The sequence below is a fragment of the Pseudoalteromonas sp. APC 3495 genome (assembly GCF_030407645.1).
Taxonomy (GTDB): domain Bacteria; phylum Pseudomonadota; class Gammaproteobacteria; order Enterobacterales; family Alteromonadaceae; genus Pseudoalteromonas; species Pseudoalteromonas tetraodonis.
This window is the reverse complement of the sequence record NZ_JASDDA010000018.1, coordinates 1-17,912: the sequence shown is the minus strand read 5'-3', so window position 1 is coordinate 17,912 and position 17,912 is coordinate 1. Positions and strand designations below refer to the sequence as shown.

Annotated in this window: 24 protein-coding genes; 18 read left to right on the top strand and 6 right to left on the bottom strand. The window is 41.7% G+C overall.

Translation table 11 applies throughout. From position 1 onward, the window contains the following. Positions 1–94: 94 nt before the first annotated feature. The 6 genes from QL984_RS09310 to QL984_RS09285 form a co-directional block, all read right to left on the bottom strand. On the bottom strand, positions 95–1,333 hold the full coding sequence (locus QL984_RS09310; RefSeq protein ID WP_013466081.1) for an ABC transporter permease: 1,239 nt from the start codon (positions 1,331–1,333) through the stop codon (positions 95–97). Next, positions 1,326–2,033: an ABC transporter ATP-binding protein gene (locus QL984_RS09305; protein ID WP_033102758.1), complete on the bottom strand. Its 708-nt coding sequence runs from the start codon at positions 2,031–2,033 to the stop codon at positions 1,326–1,328. Before QL984_RS09305 ends, QL984_RS09310 begins: the two co-directional genes overlap by 8 nt. Further along, positions 2,033–3,199: an efflux RND transporter periplasmic adaptor subunit gene (locus QL984_RS09300; RefSeq protein ID WP_033102757.1), complete on the bottom strand. Its 1,167-nt coding sequence runs from the start codon at positions 3,197–3,199 to the stop codon at positions 2,033–2,035. Before QL984_RS09300 ends, QL984_RS09305 begins: the two co-directional genes overlap by 1 nt. Positions 3,200–3,247: 48 nt before the next feature. Next, entirely contained in the window at positions 3,248–3,958 is a 711-nt protein-coding gene (locus tag QL984_RS09295; RefSeq protein WP_013466079.1) for a YIP1 family protein, read from the bottom strand. A 194-nt stretch (positions 3,959–4,152) separates the two neighbouring features. Beyond that, entirely contained in the window at positions 4,153–4,830 is a 678-nt protein-coding gene (locus tag QL984_RS09290; protein ID WP_016899323.1) for a TorF family putative porin, read from the bottom strand. Between the two features lie 372 nt (positions 4,831–5,202). Then, complete coding sequence (locus tag QL984_RS09285) at positions 5,203–6,366, bottom strand: hypothetical protein (protein WP_033102756.1); 1,164 nt, start codon at positions 6,364–6,366, stop codon at positions 5,203–5,205. A gap of 266 nt (positions 6,367–6,632) precedes the next feature. Between QL984_RS09285 and QL984_RS09280 the strand changes: the two genes are divergently transcribed. From QL984_RS09280 to rplQ, 18 genes are all read left to right on the top strand, one after another. Continuing rightward, positions 6,633–8,591 (top strand): AsmA family protein, encoded by a 1,959-nt coding sequence (locus tag QL984_RS09280; RefSeq protein WP_036957100.1) that lies wholly within the window; start codon positions 6,633–6,635, stop codon positions 8,589–8,591. Positions 8,592–8,865: 274 nt separating this feature from the next. After that, complete coding sequence (gene rplN / locus QL984_RS09275; RefSeq protein WP_008115397.1) at positions 8,866–9,234, top strand: 50S ribosomal protein L14; 369 nt, start codon at positions 8,866–8,868, stop codon at positions 9,232–9,234. Between the two features lie 10 nt (positions 9,235–9,244). Next, on the top strand, positions 9,245–9,559 hold the full coding sequence (gene rplX, locus QL984_RS09270; RefSeq protein ID WP_004589210.1) for a 50S ribosomal protein L24: 315 nt from the start codon (positions 9,245–9,247) through the stop codon (positions 9,557–9,559). Positions 9,560–9,575: 16 nt separating this feature from the next. Next, positions 9,576–10,115: a 50S ribosomal protein L5 gene (rplE, locus tag QL984_RS09265; protein WP_010392500.1), complete on the top strand. Its 540-nt coding sequence runs from the start codon at positions 9,576–9,578 to the stop codon at positions 10,113–10,115. A gap of 10 nt (positions 10,116–10,125) precedes the next feature. Beyond that, complete coding sequence (rpsN, locus tag QL984_RS09260; RefSeq protein ID WP_006794245.1) at positions 10,126–10,431, top strand: 30S ribosomal protein S14; 306 nt, start codon at positions 10,126–10,128, stop codon at positions 10,429–10,431. Positions 10,432–10,452: 21 nt separating this feature from the next. Next, positions 10,453–10,845, top strand: a complete 393-nt coding sequence (gene rpsH, locus QL984_RS09255; RefSeq protein ID WP_016899320.1) for a 30S ribosomal protein S8 — start codon at positions 10,453–10,455, stop codon at positions 10,843–10,845. 13 nt (positions 10,846–10,858) lie between these two features. Further along, positions 10,859–11,392, top strand: a complete 534-nt coding sequence (gene rplF / locus QL984_RS09250; RefSeq protein ID WP_006794247.1) for a 50S ribosomal protein L6 — start codon at positions 10,859–10,861, stop codon at positions 11,390–11,392. A gap of 9 nt (positions 11,393–11,401) precedes the next feature. Further along, positions 11,402–11,752 (top strand): 50S ribosomal protein L18, encoded by a 351-nt coding sequence (gene rplR / locus QL984_RS09245; protein ID WP_008115388.1) that lies wholly within the window; start codon positions 11,402–11,404, stop codon positions 11,750–11,752. Positions 11,753–11,761: 9 nt separating this feature from the next. After that, positions 11,762–12,268, top strand: a complete 507-nt coding sequence (gene rpsE / locus QL984_RS09240; RefSeq protein ID WP_008115387.1) for a 30S ribosomal protein S5 — start codon at positions 11,762–11,764, stop codon at positions 12,266–12,268. Positions 12,269–12,271: 3 nt separating this feature from the next. After that, positions 12,272–12,454 carry a 50S ribosomal protein L30 gene (gene rpmD, locus QL984_RS09235; RefSeq protein ID WP_008115384.1) on the top strand — a complete coding sequence of 61 codons (183 nt, stop codon included), beginning with the start codon at positions 12,272–12,274 and terminating at the stop codon, positions 12,452–12,454. Between the two features lie 4 nt (positions 12,455–12,458). Further along, complete coding sequence (gene rplO / locus QL984_RS09230) at positions 12,459–12,893, top strand: 50S ribosomal protein L15 (protein WP_013466073.1); 435 nt, start codon at positions 12,459–12,461, stop codon at positions 12,891–12,893. Between the two features lie 10 nt (positions 12,894–12,903). Then, positions 12,904–14,232 (top strand): preprotein translocase subunit SecY, encoded by a 1,329-nt coding sequence (gene secY, locus QL984_RS09225; protein WP_008115380.1) that lies wholly within the window; start codon positions 12,904–12,906, stop codon positions 14,230–14,232. Positions 14,233–14,254: 22 nt separating this feature from the next. Beyond that, on the top strand, positions 14,255–14,368 hold the full coding sequence (rpmJ, locus tag QL984_RS09220) for a 50S ribosomal protein L36 (protein WP_002959476.1): 114 nt from the start codon (positions 14,255–14,257) through the stop codon (positions 14,366–14,368). A 125-nt stretch (positions 14,369–14,493) separates the two neighbouring features. Further along, positions 14,494–14,850, top strand: a complete 357-nt coding sequence (rpsM, locus tag QL984_RS09215) for a 30S ribosomal protein S13 (protein WP_008115377.1) — start codon at positions 14,494–14,496, stop codon at positions 14,848–14,850. A gap of 12 nt (positions 14,851–14,862) precedes the next feature. Continuing rightward, the gene (gene rpsK, locus QL984_RS09210) at positions 14,863–15,249 is read left to right on the top strand and encodes a 30S ribosomal protein S11 (protein WP_002959471.1); all 387 of its coding nucleotides are present in this window, start codon (positions 14,863–14,865) and stop codon (positions 15,247–15,249) included. Positions 15,250–15,270: 21 nt separating this feature from the next. Then, positions 15,271–15,891 (top strand): 30S ribosomal protein S4, encoded by a 621-nt coding sequence (gene rpsD, locus QL984_RS09205; protein WP_002959461.1) that lies wholly within the window; start codon positions 15,271–15,273, stop codon positions 15,889–15,891. 24 nt (positions 15,892–15,915) lie between these two features. Next, entirely contained in the window at positions 15,916–16,902 is a 987-nt protein-coding gene (gene rpoA, locus QL984_RS09200) for a DNA-directed RNA polymerase subunit alpha (protein ID WP_008115371.1), read from the top strand. Between the two features lie 39 nt (positions 16,903–16,941). Beyond that, the gene (gene rplQ, locus QL984_RS09195) at positions 16,942–17,343 is read left to right on the top strand and encodes a 50S ribosomal protein L17 (protein ID WP_013466072.1); all 402 of its coding nucleotides are present in this window, start codon (positions 16,942–16,944) and stop codon (positions 17,341–17,343) included. Positions 17,344–17,912: the final 569 nt, after the last annotated feature.

The following is a 17,912-nucleotide window of genomic DNA, read 5'->3' as shown; positions in this document are numbered from 1 at the left end:
GCCAATAGATAAGAGCCTATTAGGTATCCTAAAACAGTAAAAGTCAGCTATTTTAGGATACTATTTTAAGCAAACAGGTCGCTATTTTGAGTGTTTATTCATAACGTAAGGCATCAATGGGATTAAGCCTAGCTGCTTTTATTGCGGGAGCTAAACCAAATACAATACCGATTAAAGAGGTAAAACCAAACGACAGCATAATAGCCCAGCCTGGTATATAAGCGTCGGGCATGCTTGGTACAGAGAGCGAAATGAGCTCGGCAGCACCATAGCCAATGACTAAGCCAATTAAGCCTCCAAATAATGACAGCACCACGGCTTCAACTAAAAATTGCAGCATGATAAAACCAGGAGTCGCCCCCAGTGCTTTTAATGTGCCTATCACACGGGTGCGTTCGGTGACAGATACAAGCATAATGTTCATTACACCAATACCGCCAACAACAAGACTGATACCTACAATCCCTGCGGTAATTGCTGTAGCGCTACCTGTAAATTTATCAACGTTAGCGCGTGCTTTTTCAGCTGTTTCAAATTCAAAGTCGTTTTCTTGATTGTCTTTTAGTTTATGTAATTGGCGTAAAATGCGAGTGATTTTAGCAAGTACCAATTCTTCATCACTGTCTTCTTTGAGTCTAAACATAATTTGTACATTGCTGCTGCTACTTGGACCCTCTAATGCGCTCATGGTACTGATGGGAATATTAATATAATCGTCTTGATCGAACCCCAATAAACTACCTTGTTTTTCAGCCACGCCAATAATTCTAAACCACTCGCCGCCAAGTTTAATATATTCGCCTACAGGGTTTTTTGGCAGGTTTAGCTTTTCAATAATGGATGGACCAATAAAAGCGACTCGACGGCGCTTTTCATCATCCTCTGCGCGAATAAAGCGCCCAAGTTCTGGAAAGGTTCTATACGCTTTTTGGTAATCTTGCTCTGTACCCATTACTCGTGATGAGTGGCTTTTATTTCCATATTCAGCGCCACCAGAAAAACGCCAAGTAAACATCAGTGCAGTGAGTGTTTCAGCCTCTTTTACTCGGGCTTTTAAGACTAAAAAATCGTTGTAAGTGAGTTTAGCATTTTTGCCCACCATTTCTTGTTCAATGCTGGTAAAGGGTTTAATTGTGGTTACATCAGGTGCCATATCTGCGAGTTGATCGTTAATTTGCTTAGTAAAGCCTTGCATAACGGCTACCACTGTAATAACCGCGGCAACCCCAATTATAATCCCTAAACAAGTGAGTGCGCTTCGCATGGCATTGGCTTTAATGGCCATTAGTGCTGCTTTTGTTCCTTCCATAATTGCAATAGCAGATTTAAACATGCTGTTTGTCTCCTTCACCTTTACGCACATCGCTCACTACCTTGCCATCAACTAAGCGAATAACTCGCTGGCAATGATCTGCAATATCTTGTTCGTGAGTTACCAAAATAATGGTGTGGCCTTCATTATGTAGCTCATCAAATAGCGCCATAATTTCAGTGGTAGTTTTGCTGTCTAGATTCCCGGTTGGTTCGTCACCGAGTAAAATATGCGGTTTAGTCACTAGCGCTCGTGCAATGGCAACACGCTGGCGTTGCCCACCAGACAACTGGCTTGATAGATGATCCACTTTATCACCGAGTCCTACACGTTTGAGTGCATCGAGGGCTTTTTGTTTACGTTGTTTTGCGGGTATAAACCTATAAACCAAAGGCTGCATCACATTTTCAAGTGCCGACGCACGCGGAAGTAAGTTAAAGCTCTGAAAAATAAAGCCAACACTTTCGTTACGCTGATGAGCGAGCTCGGTTTCTGTCATACTTTTTACAAGTTTATCTTTTAAAAAGTAATCCCCAGTAGTTGGAGTATCTAAGCAACCCAATAAGTTCATTAAAGTTGACTTACCTGAACCTGAAGGACCGATTATAGCGACATACTCGTTTTCATTAATGACCACGTTTACATCATCTAGGGCCTTAAATATTTGCTCACCCATTTTGTATTGCTTGTTAATATGCTCAAGCTTGATTACCGCCGACATTATTGCGCATCCTTGGCAGTTGTTTGCTTAACTTTTACCGTATCATTTTCTTTTAGTTTACTGATAGGACGTGCAGGGCCAATAACAATTCGCTCCCCTTTATTTAAACCTTGGGTAATTGCTTGCTCTATATCTGAAGAAATACCCACTTCTACATAGGCTTTGCTTACAGTGTTATCGTCGTTTAAACGCCATACAAACGTTTTGTCATCTTCTTTTTGTACGGCTTCGATAGGGAGCTTTAAGCCATTCACAGCAAGGCTTGTTGCGATTTCTGCACGGCAGCTCATACCTGCATATAGTTGCCTATCGGTATTATCAAGTAACACTTTCACTCGAAATGATAAACCTTGTGAACCTGCTTGGTTTTTTGCTGAGGTTCCAATGTTAATGACCTTGCCAGTGAAGGGTTGATTGGGGTACGCAGCAGCATAAATATCTGCATGCTGGTCCAATTTAATGCCAGCAATATCAGTTTCATCAACTCTGAGCTCAGCTAAAATAGCGCTTGGGTCGGCAACCAGCATTAAATCTGAGCCAATAATATTAGTGGTGCCGGCAATAACGGTTTCGCCTTCTTTAATATTTACTGAGGCGAGCAAACCACTCATTGGAGCACGAAATACACTTTTGCTAAGTCTATCTTCAGCGATTGAAAGAGAGGCTTTGGCTTGATTATAAGACTCTACTCTGGCTTCAATATCTATTTTGGCAAGGTCGCGTGCATTTTGTAAGTTCTCGTATACTTCTTGCCCTGCTAGGCCTACGTCATAAAGCTCTTTTTGACGTTTAAGCTGACGTTCAAAGTTCAAAAGGCGTGTTTTACTGTGTTTAATTTCTATTTCGCTAGCTCGCAATACCGCTTTATTACGTGTTACTTCTGACTCAAAAGCAGTGGTATCTAAGCGCATTAAAATGTCGCCTTGTTTTACACTTTGCCCTTCTTCAACAAACACCTTGTCGACTCGTCCGGTTACCTCTGAACGTAACTGCACTTGAGTATTAAAGACTAAATTGCCAGAGGCCATAATGGAGTCTGCAATACTACCTTGCTCAACCTGTGCAACATTTACCTCTGGTGCTTTTTCATCGCCAGTAATTTGCTTTGATACGATAAGAGCAATAAAAGCTGCAATTGCAAGGGTAATGATAATCGCTTTTTTCATTTTTATTTCCGTATTTATGAGTAGGCAGAAAAGTTTGCCTACATTCCTTTAAGCAACAATAATAATTGTCCAGATGCTGTAAATGATAATGGTCGGTAGCGCAGCAAAAAGAAGTGCTTTATTAAAGCTGAAATTAGTCCAACACTTTAACCCAATAGCAACCAAAGCTATGCTCCAAAGACTAAAAATACTTAAACTCTCCATCATATTATAGAAGCTATCTCCAAGCTCTAATCCCAGAAATAACTGATTTATAGACGCGTAATTGAATAAACTAATAGGTAATTCATTGTTACTGGCTGTAAGAACTAGCGCAACAACACCTAAACTTGAAATAACCATGGGCATCATGCTCCAAACACCAAAACCATACCACGCACCATAGCTATAATTAGCATCAGGGTCTTGCTTAGATATCAACATGTAATACCCAGATAGGAGTGCATTTATAAAAAGAAGGCCGAAAATACCCCCGCCAATTGCAAACCACACTTGGTTATCGAGGCTTTGCTCCATACTTTGACGGATCATTTTTTTCTCGCCGATTGTGGCATCCACACTCGCTGCAGCAACCTGCTGGTCTAAAATAAATTGTGAGTCTGCAGTGGTATAAAATGTATAAGCAGAGGCTGCAAGGGTTAGAGCGAGAAGTGCAAAAGCAAGCCAAGACCAGCCTTTAGCTTCTTTTAGCCCATTAAAAGCCTTGCTTGGGCTGATAAAAATGTCGATACAAGCAGATAGCGCGTTAGATGACTTCATGATTATTCCTTTATGATTTTCTCAATAGTGAACTATATAGTTATCAGTCATATACTAAGGTAAAAGCGAGGTAAGTTGATTTATTAATTGTAACGGTTTGTTAACAAGGTGTGGCGTGATTAGATCTAGTTAAGTTATTTAAAACGAGAAAGGGCCTTTCGGCCCTTAGTGTTGCAGCAAGTAACACATTCTTTTTATAGGCTAAAGTCGACAGCGTAGGCTACATAAGCTTTAACATCTGAGCCGTCCATGTCGTTATCAGATAGGCCAAAGGTAAAACCATCTTTAGACACTGATACACCATAATCAATAATATTGTCATCACCGATGAAATCGCCTGAGTAATGCCCTATGTGTAGCGCCATTTCAGTGCCATTGCTACCAACAGCGAAGCTGTAATCGGCGTTTAAATACAGTGAATCACCAAAATCAGTACCATCACCACTGGCAGCAGATGTTGCAAGTACGGCTGCACCAAATGTAAAACCTTGCACACTAATGCTACCGTAAACTTCTGAAAAATCTGCATCGGCACCTGATGCCGCATCTGGGTAAGCGTAATAAATATAACCTACGTCATAACTTACGTTTTCATTAATAGCGCCGCCAAAACCGGCGTATAAGTCTAGTTCGTAGGTCATTTCATCGGCCCAAGACGCATTTGACGCCCACGTACCTGCATAAAATCCAGATTCATTAGCGTAATCAATACCGCCAGATACAGCTGCATCGCCCCCAGTTTGCTCTTGTCCGCGCCATAAGTAGTTAGAAGTAGCGGCTGCATTGGCTGTTACTTCGGCAAATGCAGTAGTTGATGTCATTCCTGTTAATGCCAATGCACCGATGAGTATTGTTTTTTGTAGTTTTAGCATGTTTCATTTCCCATTGTATGATTTTGCACGCCAAGGTTTTTTATTATAAACGACTACAACCTTTTGAACGGCGGCGTATTATTACGTTACTGCAGGGGGAATTGCACTGTATGTGCCAGCTTCCATTTATTTAATAAAAAATAAATTTTATATTATAAAACAAGGTGTTGAAGTTATGCGCAAAGACGCTTAGTGAAAAGTATGTAAGGAAAGAACACACTGCTGGTGCAAAAAAAAGCCTGGCTGCACCATTAGAGCGCTACCAGGCTATCTATATTAGGATCTATTGACCTTTGAAAATTTAACCTTGAAAGGTCTACAGACCCTAACGTTAAGCTAGTTTATTAAAGCTAATTGCGTTTGATATACGTTTTAACCAAAAATGGTACGCATAAGTGTAATTGTTTCGTTTACACTACGGCCTTTTTGTACTTCGCTAATAATAGAGTCACGTTTAGCACGAATATGTTCTGGGATATCATCAGCAGCAAGAGCGCGATCCACTAAAATCTCAGCAGATTCTTTACCTCGGCGTGGCGCTTTACTGCTGCTCGAAGTGCTACGTGTAGGTTTATTTAGTAGCTTAATGTAGTTAGAGTTATCTGCAGTATTCGTATCTGCATAATAAAAAAAGCAAGGTATTAGCGCTTTTATATCCACTAACTGAGTTTCTAGTTCATTACCTGCATTGGCCATTTTAAACCATGACATAGCGTGAATGCTTTGTACTACATCTTGCCAGTAACGCTCAAAGTCACGGTTATTTAATTTGGTGATACCAAGTGCGGAGCAAAGTGCATCTAAGCGACTGTTACTAATCGGTGTAAATACATCAGGGCGGCGCATTGCTAATAAACGGGTGGCAGGCGCCAGAGTTGGTTTTTCATCACTACCATTAAATGCACTCAAATAAGCAATTACAAATTGTTGGTAATTACCTAGCGCTACATCACCCTCAAGTGGAATGTTGCTGAGTGCATCGTCGAATGCACCTGGCAAATCAGCCAGCATCAGGTGAAAACCTTTGGCGCTTTTGGTAGAGGCAAACCATTCTACATCAAAGTTATAAGTACTCGGATCGAGTGATGCCATATGCTTACCGCTAAAAGCGAGTAAGTCTTCAGGGATCATATCTTTTAACGGCTTTTCACGCAGGCCTGAGATATAAGCAGTTAAACGTAATTGCTCATCAAGTGCCACCAGTTCTTTATGTTGTTCTACAAACATACTCACTACCGGCCAAGGTGCTACCCGTAATGTTTTTAACTGTAAAAAGCTAATCGCTGAAATAAGTTGGTCGTGCAGTTTTTTTAATAATGGTAATTGTGAGGTTTCGAGTAAGTCGTAATTAATGCGGTCGCGGCTTGCACTTAATAGCTCGTAACACCAACCTAAAAAATCTTCTGGATGGTTTTCCACTTTCACGGCCATCAGGTTTAGGCTTAGCTCTGAAGATTGCTTCAGAATGTTTTGATAAATTTGACTTTCTTGTTCGCCTAATGCCATTTTTGACGGTGAAATTAGCAGTTTCTTCATGCCTTGTAGACTCTCCGGTTAGATATATTTTTTAGTCGCTACATTTTAGCTTATTTAGGCTAAATACAACAGGGCCGGGGATCATACCGAACAATTGCAGCAATGTAATCAGGGGCATGAATCTTTAAATTTATTAAAATGAGTTTTGAAAACCTGATTTTAAAAAGGGATGCCCTAATTGATATGTTTTTTATTTATTTAACAATGCTTTTAGTGTTAACTCCCGCTATGATAAGAACATTATTTGCACGTTTGAAAGGATGATCATGAAGACCTTATTTAAAGTTATTGGTGTCATATTATTGCTATGCATAGCGTTAATTGTTGCTGCACCTTTTTTAATTCCTACTGATACCATTTTTAATAAAGTGTCTGAGCAGGTTGAAAAAACAACCGGGCGCACATTAACCATAAAGGGCGATAAAACCCTCAGTGTATTCCCTGCATTAAAATTAGAGCTTAATGATGTGCATTTTGCCAATATGCCTAGCGGCTCTCGCGCTGATATGGCAAGTATGCAGCAACTTGCCGTTCATATTCCTTGGCTTTCATTACTCGGTGGCGAGTTAAAGCTAGAAAAGTTTGTCATTAATGAGCCTGATATTTTGCTAGAAACCGATAAAAGCGGTAAAGCTAACTGGCAGTTATTTGATGCAGTGGCCAAGCAACCTGAGCAGCAAACTCAATCGGGTGAGGCAGTCAAACTACCTGAAAACTTTGATATTCAATTAGGTGAAGTCGCTATTTATGGCGGGTCGTTTACATATTTAGATGGTCAAACGGGTGCTAAACAACAAATTAGCGATTTAGAACTGGCTATATTACTGCCTTCACTGCGCAAACAGCTCGAAGTCAAAGGGGCTATTACTTATATGCAAGAGCGATTTGAGCTTGATGTAAAACTTGATACTCCAGCAAAAGCGATTGAAGGTGCCCCATTTAATGTAAAGCAAACGCTTAACTCACGTTTAGTCGATTTAACGTTTGATGGCAGCATAGCCAAACAAGGCCAAGATATTAAAGGGTTATTAGCACTTAACGGTGATTCAGTTAAAAATATTGCTAACTGGCAAGGGGTTGACTTAAACGCTAAAGACAATGCGTTTAATGCCTTTAGTATCAATACCCAAATGCACTTGCTCAGTGAGGAGTTTAACCTAACAGAATTAGTTGCAACGCTCGATGCTCTCGAGATTAAAGGTAAAAGTAAGGTGAATCTAGGCAGCCGTTTAGCGGTTAATGCTGATATTGACCTAGGGATGCTTGATTTAAATCCTTACTTACCAGAAACCGTAGCTAAAAAAGAAGCCCCAGTAAAAGACGAGTCTAAGCCTGCAGAGCCAATAGTGTGGGATGATACTAAAATTGATTTAAGTGGCTTAAGTGCATTAGATGCAAATGTGATTGTTCGTTCAAGTGGTTTAAAAGCTAACGACATTAAACTAGGCGCTAATCAGTTTACTATGGCACTTAAAAATAGCATTGCTAAATTAAGCTTAGATAGCTTTGTCGCTTATGAAGGAACAGGTAAAGGGGTGGTTACTATCAATGCCCAAAATACCCCTTATAAAATAGCAACCAACTTCGATTTAGATAAAATAGAGGCACAGCCCTTACTTACTGATGCTGCAGGCTTTGATAAGCTAATGGGCAAGGGCTCTTTAAGTTGGAATCTAACCACAGCAGGGCAAAGCCAAAAAACGTTTATTAACGCGCTTAATGGTAAGCTAGGGTTCAAGTTCGCGGATGGTGCCGTTAAGGGAGCAAACGTAGCGGAAATGGTGCGTAAGGGTAAAGAGCTAGTTAAAGGCAACTTTAATGCCGTGTCTGAGGGATTAGATACAGGATTTGAAGAATCTGAGAAAACCGATTTCTCTGCACTTTCTGGTAGTTTTAACTTTACCAATGGCGTAGGCAAAAATACTGATTTATCGTTGATCAGCCCTTTAATACGCATTTCAGGTGAAGGAGACGTTGATTTACCGCAAACGCTCGTTAACTATCGACTAGTAACAGGCGTCGTGGACTCTATTGAAGGTCAAGGTACAACCGATGACAGTACTGGCTTTAAAGTTCCTTTACGCATAAAAGGCCCGTTTCATGACGTGAATATAAAGCTTGATGTAAGCAATGCTTTAAAAGATGAAGCTAAGCAAAAGCTTGATGATGCAAAAGACAAAGCTAAAGATAAAATTAAAGACAAATTAAAAGGTTTGTTTGGCTAATTTTAATTACTGATATAAAACAAGGCATCAACAAGATGCCTTGTTTGTTTTATAACCACCTGTAAATTAGATAAATAGCATAGAAAACCTCGTTTTAATTTAGCATCCCTATTAAATTAATTAAAAAATAACCTACCACTCCCCCCTCAATGCTGATACAATTGCCCGCCCTTAAGAGACATCTAGTATGTTTTTTGAGTGGAATTCAATCGAAATGTCTTGATTTTAAACAAATTTAAGACAAGTTGTAATTACTACACCGGAGGTCATTAACATGATCCAAATGCAAACTCAGCTGGAAGTTGCTGATAACAGCGGCGCTCGCAAAGTGCAGTGTATAAAAGTCCTTGGTGGTTCACACCGTCGCTATGCAGCGATTGGCGATATCATTAAAGTTTCTGTAAAAGAAGCGATTCCTCGCGGTAAAGTGAAGAAAGGTGATGTTAAAAACGCGGTAGTTGTGCGTACCAAAAAAGGCGTTCGTCGTCCAGACGGTTCATTGATCCGTTTCGACAGCAATGCGGCTGTTATCTTAAATGATAACTTGCAGCCTATTGGTACTCGTATTTTCGGCCCTGTGACTCGCGAACTTCGTAATGAAAAGTTCATGAAAATCGTTTCACTAGCCCCAGAAGTACTGTAAGGAGTCTATCATGGCAGCAAAAATCCGTCGTGATGACGAAGTAATCGTACTAGCAGGTAAAGACAAAGGTAAGCGCGGCAAAGTGCTTTCAGTTGTAACCGAGTCTGGTCGAGTATTTGTCGAAGGCATTAACTTAATCAAGAAACACCAAAAGCCGGTTCCACAGTTGAACCAAGCTGGCGGTATTGTTGAGAAAGAGGCGTCTATCGACGTATCAAACGTTGCGATCTACAACTCGGAAACGAGCAAAGCAGATCGTGTAGGTTTCAAGATTGAAGATGGTAAGAAATTACGTATCTTTAAATCTACTGGTAAAACTATCTAATAGTTGGAGTAGAATGATGGCGAAACTGCATGAAGTATATAAAGACAAAGTAGTTGCTGAACTTCAAGAGAAGTTTGGTTTCAGCTCTGTCATGCAAGTCCCTCAGATCGAGAAGATCACATTAAATATGGGTGTGGGCGAAGCCTTAGCTGACAAGAAGATTTTAGATAACGCTGTTGCGGATCTAGAAGCTATCTCTGGTCAGAAACCTTTAATCACTAAAGCACGCAAATCTGTTGCTGGCTTCAAAGTGCGTGAAGGTTACCCGATTGGTTGTAAAGTAACCCTACGCGGCGAGCGTATGTGGGACTTTTTTGAGCGTTTGGTTTCAATCGCTATCCCACGTATCCGTGACTTCCGTGGTGTGAGTGCTAAGTCTTTTGATGGACGCGGTAACTACAGCATGGGCGTACGTGAACAAATCATCTTCCCAGAAATTGATTATGATAAAGTAGACCGTGTACGCGGTATGGATATCACAATCACTACATCTGCGAAATCAGATGAGGAAGGCCGTGCGTTGTTAGAAGCGTTTAACTTCCCATTCAAGAAATAAGGGTAGGGTTATGGCAAAGAATTCTATGAAAGCGCGCGAAGCAAAGCGCACTAAACTAGTTGCTCAGTACGCTGAAAAGCGTGCAGCACTAAAAGCTATCATCAGTGATGTTAATACATCTGAAGATGATCGTTGGGACGCGGTACTTAAGCTACAAGCTTTACCTCGTGATTCTAGCCCTGCACGTCAACGTAATCGTTGTAACATTACGGGCCGCCCACATGGTTTCCTTCGCAAATTCGGCATGAGCCGTATTAAAGTTCGCGAAGCAGCTATGCGCGGTGAAATTCCTGGCCTTAAAAAGGCTAGCTGGTAATAGAATCATGGGAGTAAGACTATGAGCTTGCAAGATCCTATCGCGGATTTATTTACACGAATCCGTAACGGTCAGTCAGCGAAGAAAGTATCTGTAACGATGCCTAATTCGAAACTGAAAGTAGCAGTAGCTAATGTATTAAAAAATGAAGGTTACATCGCAGACTTCTCAGTAAGTGGTGATGTAAAACCTGAGCTTTCTATCGAGTTAAAGTACTTCGAAGGCAAAGCTGTTATTGAAAATATCCAGCGTGTAAGTCGCCCTGGTCTACGTATCTATAAGAGACGTGACGAATTACCAAAGGTAATGGGTGGTTTAGGTATCGCTATCGTATCAACTTCTAAAGGCCTAATGACAGACCGCGCAGCACGTAGTGCAGGCGTTGGTGGTGAAATCATTGGTTTTGTAGCTTAATCGGAGGGGAACTATGTCTCGCATAGCAAAGGCACCAATAAACGTTCCTGCCGGTGTAGAAGTTACATTAAAAGGCCAGGAAATCACAGTTAAAGGCAAAAACGGTGAACTTACTCGTACTATCAACGATGCAGTTGAAGTACAAGTTAACGACAACGTTATTACAACTTTACCTCGTGAAGGCGTAGCCAATGCATGGGCACAAGCAGGTACTGCTCGCGCTCTAATCAACAACATGGTTGTTGGTACGCATGAAGGTTACGAGAAGAAACTTCAGTTAGTAGGTGTTGGTTACCGTGCTGCAGCTAAGGGCAAAGTTTTAGACTTAACTCTTGGTTTCTCGCACCCAGTTAATTTCGCAGTTCCTGAAGGAATTACGATTGAAACTCCAAGCCAAACAGAAGTTCTAGTTAAGGGCGTAGATAAGCAGTTAGTTGGTCAAACAGCTGCTAACATTCGTGCATACCGTAAACCTGAGCCTTATAAAGGTAAAGGTGTTCGTTATTCAGATGAGAATGTACGCCGTAAAGAGGCTAAGAAGAAGTAAGGTAAGACGATGGATAAAAAAACAGCTCGTCTACGTCGTGCTAAACGCACTCGTAGAAATTATATTGAACAAGGCACAACGCGTCTTGTTATCCACCGCACGCCACGTCACATTTACGCTCAAGTTGTAAACGCTGAGGGTAATGTACTGGCTGCTGCTTCTACTGTTGAGAAAGCTATTAGCGAAACAGTTAAAGGCACAGGCAACGTTGCAGCTGCACAAGCAGTTGGTAAAGCGGTTGCTGAACGTGCGGCTGACAAAGGCATCGAAAAGATTGCTTTTGATCGCAGTGGCTTTAAATATCACGGCCGTGTGAAGGCGCTAGCTGATGCTGCGCGTGAAGCCGGTTTGCAATTCTAGGAGTAGACAATGGCTAACGTAGAAGCAAAGCAACAACAGCCTGATTTAGCTGAAAAGCTAATCGCGGTGAACCGTGTGTCTAAAGTAGTTAAAGGTGGTCGTATCTTTAGCTTTACTGCACTAACTGTAGTTGGTGATGGCGCAGGTAAAGTAGGTTTCGGTTATGGTAAAGCACGTGAAGTTCCAGCTGCTATTCAAAAAGCAATGGAAAAAGCACGTCGTAACATGATCAACGTAGACCTAAATGGCAACACATTACAGCATCCTGTTAAAGGACGTCATGCTGGCTCACAAGTGTTTATGAAACCAGCATCTGAAGGTACTGGTATCATTGCAGGTGGTGCTATGCGTGCAGTACTTGAAGTGACTGGTGTGCAGAACGTACTTTCTAAATGTTACGGTTCTACTAACCCGATCAACGTTGTACGTGCAACGATCTCAGCTCTTGAGAACATGAATTCTCCTCAGTCGATCGCTGCAAAACGTGGTCTTCGAGTAGATGAGATTTTGGGGTAAACCATGGCTAATAAAACTGTAAAAGTAACACAAGTAAAAAGCTCTATCGGTCGTTTACCGAAGCATAAAGCTACATTACGCGGTCTTGGTTTACGTCGTATCAATCACACTGTTGAGTTAGAAGACACAGCATGTGTACGTGGTATGATTAACCAGGTTTATTACATGGTTAAGGTAGAGGGGTAATTCGATGCATTTGAATACACTTTCACCTGCTGCAGGTTCAAAAACTGCTCCAAAACGTGTTGGTCGTGGTATCGGTTCTGGTCTTGGTAAGACTGGTGGCCGTGGTCACAAAGGTCAAAAATCACGTTCTGGCGGTAAAGTACGCGTTGGTTTCGAAGGCGGTCAAATGCCTATGCAACGTCGTCTACCTAAGTTCGGTTTCACTTCTCGCAAATCATTAGTATCTGCAGAAATTAACCTATACGAAATCGCTAAAGTTGAAGGCGATGTGGTAGACCTAAGCGCGTTACAAGCAGCTGGTCTAGTTAAAAAGAACGTTCAGTTCGTTAAAGTTGTTAAATCTGGCGAAGTTTCACGCGCTGTTACCGTTAAAGGCCTTAAGGCTACTAAAGGTGCACGCGAAGCTATCGAAGCTGCCGGAGGCAAGGTAGAAGACTAAGGAAGTACTAATGGCTAAACCAGGTCAAGATACACAAAGTGCACAAGGTGGACTTTCGGAATTGAAGCGCCGATTACTCTTCGTATTGGGTGCTATCATAATTTACCGTCTAGGTTCATTTGTGCCGATCCCTGGGATTGACGCCGCTGTACTTGCCGATTTCTTCGAGCAACAAAAGGGCACCATTGTTGAGATGTTCAACATGTTTAGCGGTGGTGCGCTTGAGCGAGCTTCAGTGTTAGCACTGGGTATCATGCCGTATATCTCGGCTTCGATTATTACGCAACTATTAACGCATATGTATCCGCCGTTTATAGAGCTTAAGAAAGAAGGTGAGCAAGGGCGTAAAAAGATAAGCCAGTACACACGCTACGGCACGCTTGTGCTTGCTACTATCCAATCAATCGGTATTGCCACAAGCTTACCGGGCATGATGAACGGGTTAGTTGTTAACCCAGGTATGGGATTCTATTTCACCGCAGTGGTGAGTTTAGTAACCGGTACTATGTTCCTTATGTGGTTGGGCGAACAGATAACAGAACGTGGTATCGGTAACGGTATCTCAGTTCTAATATTTGTTGGTATTGTAGCTAACCTGCCGTCTGCTATTGGTTCGACAGCCGAAATGGCGCGCCAAGGTGATTTGAATGTTTTTGTACTGTTGATGGTTGCGGTTATAGTATTCGCTGTTACTTATCTTGTTGTATTCTTTGAACGTGGACAACGACGTATCGTTGTTAACTACGCCAAACGTCAACAAGGTCGTCAAGTATTTGCTGCTCAAAGCACGCATTTACCTCTGAAAGTAAATATGGCGGGTGTTATTCCACCAATCTTCGCTAGCAGTATAATTCTGTTCCCTGGTACAATTGCAAGCTGGTTCGGCCAGGGTGAAGGTCCGGTTGCTGATGTGCTACAAGCAATTGCTACAACGTTGACTCCAGGTCAGCCTTTGTATGCAATGGTTTTAGCTGCGGCTATCATCTTCTTCTGCTTTTTCTACACAGCGTTGGTTTTTAACCCGCGTGAAACGGCAGACAACCTGAAAAAATCTGGCGCATTTATCCCAGGTATTCGTCCAGGTGAGCAGACATCTAAATACATTGATAAAGTGATGACACGCCTGACATTGGCAGGTGCTTTGTATATAACCTTTATCTGTCTGGTGCCCGAATTCATGACTATGGCATGGCAAACGCCATTCTATTTCGGCGGTACATCAATTTTGATTATCGTTGTAGTAATCATGGACTTTATGGCACAAGTACAGACGCATCTGATGTCACATCAGTATGATTCTGTGCTGAAAAAAGCGAACCTTAAAGGCTACGGTCGATAAGGTCAGTTTACGGAGTTGAGCAATGAAAGTACGTGCTTCCGTTAAGAAAATATGCCGTAACTGTAAAGTTATTAAACGTGCTGGTGTAGTACGCGTAATTTGCAGTGAGCCTAAGCATAAGCAAAGGCAAGGCTAAGTAAACAGTCGTGCAGGCTGAGGTTTCTCGGCCTGTGTTTTTAGTTGTGATTTGGTCTTCGTTTGAGTATCCTTACGGGCTTTTCAAACAGATGATTACCAAATTCAAATATAGGAGATGTGTTAGTGGCCCGTATCGCTGGCATTAACGTCCCTGATCATAAACATGCAGTTATTGGTTTAACAGCTATTTATGGCATAGGTAAGACTCGCTCTAAGGCTATCTTAGAAGCGACTGGTATCGCCGAGACCACAAAAATCGGTGAACTTTCAGACGAAACACTTGACGTATTGCGTGAAGCAGTTGGCAAGTACACTGTAGAAGGTGACCTTCGTCGTGAAGTTACTTTGAATATCAAGCGCCTTATGGACCTTGGTTGTTTCCGTGGCCTACGTCACCGTCGCTCTTTACCACTTCGTGGTCAAAGAACAAAGACTAACGCGCGTACCCGTAAGGGTCCTCGTAAGCCTATTAAGCGATAAGGGGATAGTAAAATGGCTAAGACACCAATTCGTCGTAAAAAGGTTAAAAAGCAAGTTGCTGATGGTATGGCTCATGTTCATGCGTCTTTCAACAACACTATTGTAACGATTACCGACCGTCAAGGTAATGCACTATCATGGGCTACTGCCGGTGGTTCAGGTTTCCGTGGTTCACGTAAATCTACTCCATTTGCTGCTCAGGTTGCTGCAGAGCGTGCAGGTACTGCTGCTCAAGAATACGGTTTAAAAAATCTAGAAGTTTTCATCAAAGGTCCAGGTCCAGGTCGTGAATCTGCTGTACGTGCTTTGAATGCTGCTGGTTACCGTATCACCAACATTACTGACGTGACGCCAATACCACACAATGGTTGTCGTCCACCGAAGAAACGTCGCGTTTAACAATAGGTTAGGAGAAATAACATGGCAAGATATTTGGGCCCTAAGCTCAAGCTGAGTCGTCGTGAAGGTACTGACCTGTTCCTTAAGAGCGGCGTAAGAGCTATCGACTCTAAGTGTAAACTTGAGACTGCACCTGGTCAGCACGGCGCTCGTAAAGGACGCTTATCTGATTACGGTTTACAATTACGTGAAAAGCAAAAAGTACGTCGTATCTACGGTGTATTAGAAAAGCAATTCCGTAACTACTACAAAGAAGCTGCTCGCCTTAAAGGTAATACAGGTGAAAACTTGTTACAGCTTTTAGAGCAACGTTTAGACAATGTTGTATATCGCATGGGTTTTGCTAGCACACGCGCTGAAGCACGTCAGTTAGTAAGCCACAAAGCGATTCTAGTTAATGGTCGTGTTGTGAACATTCCTTCATACGTAATTACTCCAGAAGATACTGTTGTAATCCGTGAGAAGTCTAAGACACAAGCACGTATCATCGCTGCTCTAGAGTTGGCTGAGCAACGTGAAAAGCCGACTTGGGTTGAAGTTGACGGTAAGAAATTGGAAGGTAGCTTCAAGCGCCTACCTGAGCGTTCAGATCTGTCTGCGGACATTAATGAACAACTAATCGTCGAACTTTACTCTAAGTAAAGTTAAGAGTTAAGAGAGGATAAAATGCAGGGTTCTGTTACAGAATTTCTAAAACCAAGGTTAGTCGATATCGACGCTATAAACCCAACGCGTTCTAAAGTAGTTTTAGAACCACTCGAGCGTGGCTTTGGTCACACTTTGGGTAATGCCTTACGCCGTATACTGTTATCATCTATGCCTGGATGTGCAGTAACTGAAGTTGAAATCGACGGTGTATTGCATGAGTACAGCGCGAAAGAAGGCGTACAAGAAGACATCATTGAAATACTACTAAACCTTAAAGGTCTAGCGGTAACGTTAGAAGGCAAAGATGAAGTTTTTCTGACCCTGACTAAATCTGGTGTAGGCCCTGTGACTGCGGCAGATATTCAGCACGATGGCGATGTAACAATTGCTAACCCAGATCATGTTATTTGTAATTTAACTACAAATAACAGCGAGATCAGCATGCGTATTCGTGTTGAGCGTGGTCGTGGTTATGTGCCGGCATCTAGTCGTTTATCCTCTGATGACGATGAGCGTCCAATTGGTCGATTGCTGCTTGATGCATCATTCAGCCCAGTTGAACGTATTGCGTACTCGGTTGAATCAGCCCGTGTTGAGCAACGTACAGACTTAGACAAGTTAATCATTGATATGGAAACAAACGGCACTTTAGATCCTGAAGAAGCGATCCGCCGTGCGTCTACTATCTTAGCTGAGCAACTAGATGCATTCGTAGATTTACGCGATGTAACTGAGCCAGAAGAGAAAGAAGAGAAGCCAGAATTCGATCCTATTCTACTTCGTCCAGTTGATGATCTTGAACTAACAGTACGTTCAGCAAACTGTTTGAAAGCCGAGCAAATTCAATATATCGGTGATTTAGTTCAGCGCACTGAAGTTGAGCTTCTTAAAACGCCTAATTTAGGTAAGAAGTCTCTAACTGAAATAAAAGACGTGCTAGCTTCACGTGGTCTTTCTCTAGGTATGCGCCTAGAAAATTGGCCGCCTGCAAGCCTAGCTGAATAATCTAAATCACTATATTAGTTTAGTTAGAAGGATAGGGTCATGCGCCATCGTAAGAGTGGTCGTCAATTAAACCGTAACAGTAGCCATCGTAAAGCGATGTTCAGCAATATGGCAGGTTCTTTGGTGAAACATGAAATCATCAAAACTACTTTGCCTAAAGCGAAAGAGTTACGCCGTGTAATTGAACCTTTAATCACACTGGCTAAGACTGACAGCGTAGCAAATCGCCGTTTAGCATTTGCCCGCACGCGTGATAATGAAGTAGTTGGTAAATTGTTCAGCGAAATCGGTCCTCGTAATACAGACCGTCCAGGTGGTTACACTCGTATTCTTAAGTGTGGCTTCCGTGCTGGTGATAATGCACCAATGGCTTATATTGAACTAGTTGGTCGCCCAGCGGCGAGCGAAGAAGTTCAAGAAGACGCACAGTCTGCAGAGTAAGTCTTTAAAGAGACACCAAAAAGCCGAGCTTATGCTCGGCTTTTTAATACCTAAAATTTATCACACGGTAATAGGGTCGCGACAAGTCCTCCCCAATTTTTTTATCAATAATAAACAACAGCCCCATATCAATAAAGGCAGTCTATTTGCTACTAACAGAAAAATAGTTCGCTTATTTAAATACTTTCTTCATGTTACCCCTGACCTATATATGCTATTTAGCTATGATTGGTAAAAATAAGCTAATTATATAACTTAAGGTTGTGATTAACGTCATAGGTTGAAACAGTAAATACATAAGTAAAGAAAGCCTTACCTATATGCTATGTTTTTTGCCAAATGCCCTTAGTGTTCTACTAGCTAAAATAGTTATAGCAAGAAATCGGATGCTATTTGCAAGCGATTTCAACATCAACATCAACACGTTATCATTAAAAAATAACTTATAACCTCATTTGAAGCTAAATATGCTTGAGTTTAGTTGTCTTTTTAAGCGTTTAGTTGTAATTTTGTTCGAACAGTCATTTATTTCAAGTTTTCTTCAAAAAAGGGTTGATCTGTTTTCGGAT

Excerpts from the sequence above, each read along its gene's own strand:
- QL984_RS09295 (WP_013466079.1), bottom strand. The coding sequence starts at position 3,958 with ATGAAGTCATCTAACGCGCTATCTGCTTGTATCGACATTTTTATCAGC.
- rplF (WP_006794247.1), top strand. The coding sequence starts at position 10,859 with ATGTCTCGCATAGCAAAGGCACCAATAAACGTTCCTGCCGGTGTAGAA.
- rplN (WP_008115397.1), top strand. The coding sequence starts at position 8,866 with ATGATCCAAATGCAAACTCAGCTGGAAGTTGCTGATAACAGCGGCGCT.
- rplE (WP_010392500.1), top strand. The coding sequence starts at position 9,576 with ATGGCGAAACTGCATGAAGTATATAAAGACAAAGTAGTTGCTGAACTT.
- rplO (WP_013466073.1), top strand. The coding sequence starts at position 12,459 with ATGCATTTGAATACACTTTCACCTGCTGCAGGTTCAAAAACTGCTCCA.
- rpmD (WP_008115384.1), top strand. The coding sequence starts at position 12,272 with ATGGCTAATAAAACTGTAAAAGTAACACAAGTAAAAAGCTCTATCGGT.
- rpsK (WP_002959471.1), top strand. The coding sequence starts at position 14,863 with ATGGCTAAGACACCAATTCGTCGTAAAAAGGTTAAAAAGCAAGTTGCT.
- QL984_RS09310 (WP_013466081.1), bottom strand. The coding sequence starts at position 1,333 with ATGTTTAAATCTGCTATTGCAATTATGGAAGGAACAAAAGCAGCACTA.
- QL984_RS09285 (WP_033102756.1), bottom strand. The coding sequence starts at position 6,366 with ATGAAGAAACTGCTAATTTCACCGTCAAAAATGGCATTAGGCGAACAA.
- rplQ (WP_013466072.1), top strand. The coding sequence starts at position 16,942 with ATGCGCCATCGTAAGAGTGGTCGTCAATTAAACCGTAACAGTAGCCAT.
- rpsN (WP_006794245.1), top strand. The coding sequence starts at position 10,126 with ATGGCAAAGAATTCTATGAAAGCGCGCGAAGCAAAGCGCACTAAACTA.
- rpmJ (WP_002959476.1), top strand. The coding sequence starts at position 14,255 with ATGAAAGTACGTGCTTCCGTTAAGAAAATATGCCGTAACTGTAAAGTT.
- rplR (WP_008115388.1), top strand. The coding sequence starts at position 11,402 with ATGGATAAAAAAACAGCTCGTCTACGTCGTGCTAAACGCACTCGTAGA.
- rplX (WP_004589210.1), top strand. The coding sequence starts at position 9,245 with ATGGCAGCAAAAATCCGTCGTGATGACGAAGTAATCGTACTAGCAGGT.
- QL984_RS09290 (WP_016899323.1), bottom strand. The coding sequence starts at position 4,830 with ATGCTAAAACTACAAAAAACAATACTCATCGGTGCATTGGCATTAACA.
- secY (WP_008115380.1), top strand. The coding sequence starts at position 12,904 with ATGGCTAAACCAGGTCAAGATACACAAAGTGCACAAGGTGGACTTTCG.
- rpsH (WP_016899320.1), top strand. The coding sequence starts at position 10,453 with ATGAGCTTGCAAGATCCTATCGCGGATTTATTTACACGAATCCGTAAC.
- QL984_RS09300 (WP_033102757.1), bottom strand. The coding sequence starts at position 3,199 with ATGAAAAAAGCGATTATCATTACCCTTGCAATTGCAGCTTTTATTGCT.
- rpoA (WP_008115371.1), top strand. The coding sequence starts at position 15,916 with ATGCAGGGTTCTGTTACAGAATTTCTAAAACCAAGGTTAGTCGATATC.
- rpsE (WP_008115387.1), top strand. The coding sequence starts at position 11,762 with ATGGCTAACGTAGAAGCAAAGCAACAACAGCCTGATTTAGCTGAAAAG.
- rpsD (WP_002959461.1), top strand. The coding sequence starts at position 15,271 with ATGGCAAGATATTTGGGCCCTAAGCTCAAGCTGAGTCGTCGTGAAGGT.
- QL984_RS09280 (WP_036957100.1), top strand. The coding sequence starts at position 6,633 with ATGAAGACCTTATTTAAAGTTATTGGTGTCATATTATTGCTATGCATA.
- QL984_RS09305 (WP_033102758.1), bottom strand. The coding sequence starts at position 2,033 with ATGTCGGCGGTAATCAAGCTTGAGCATATTAACAAGCAATACAAAATG.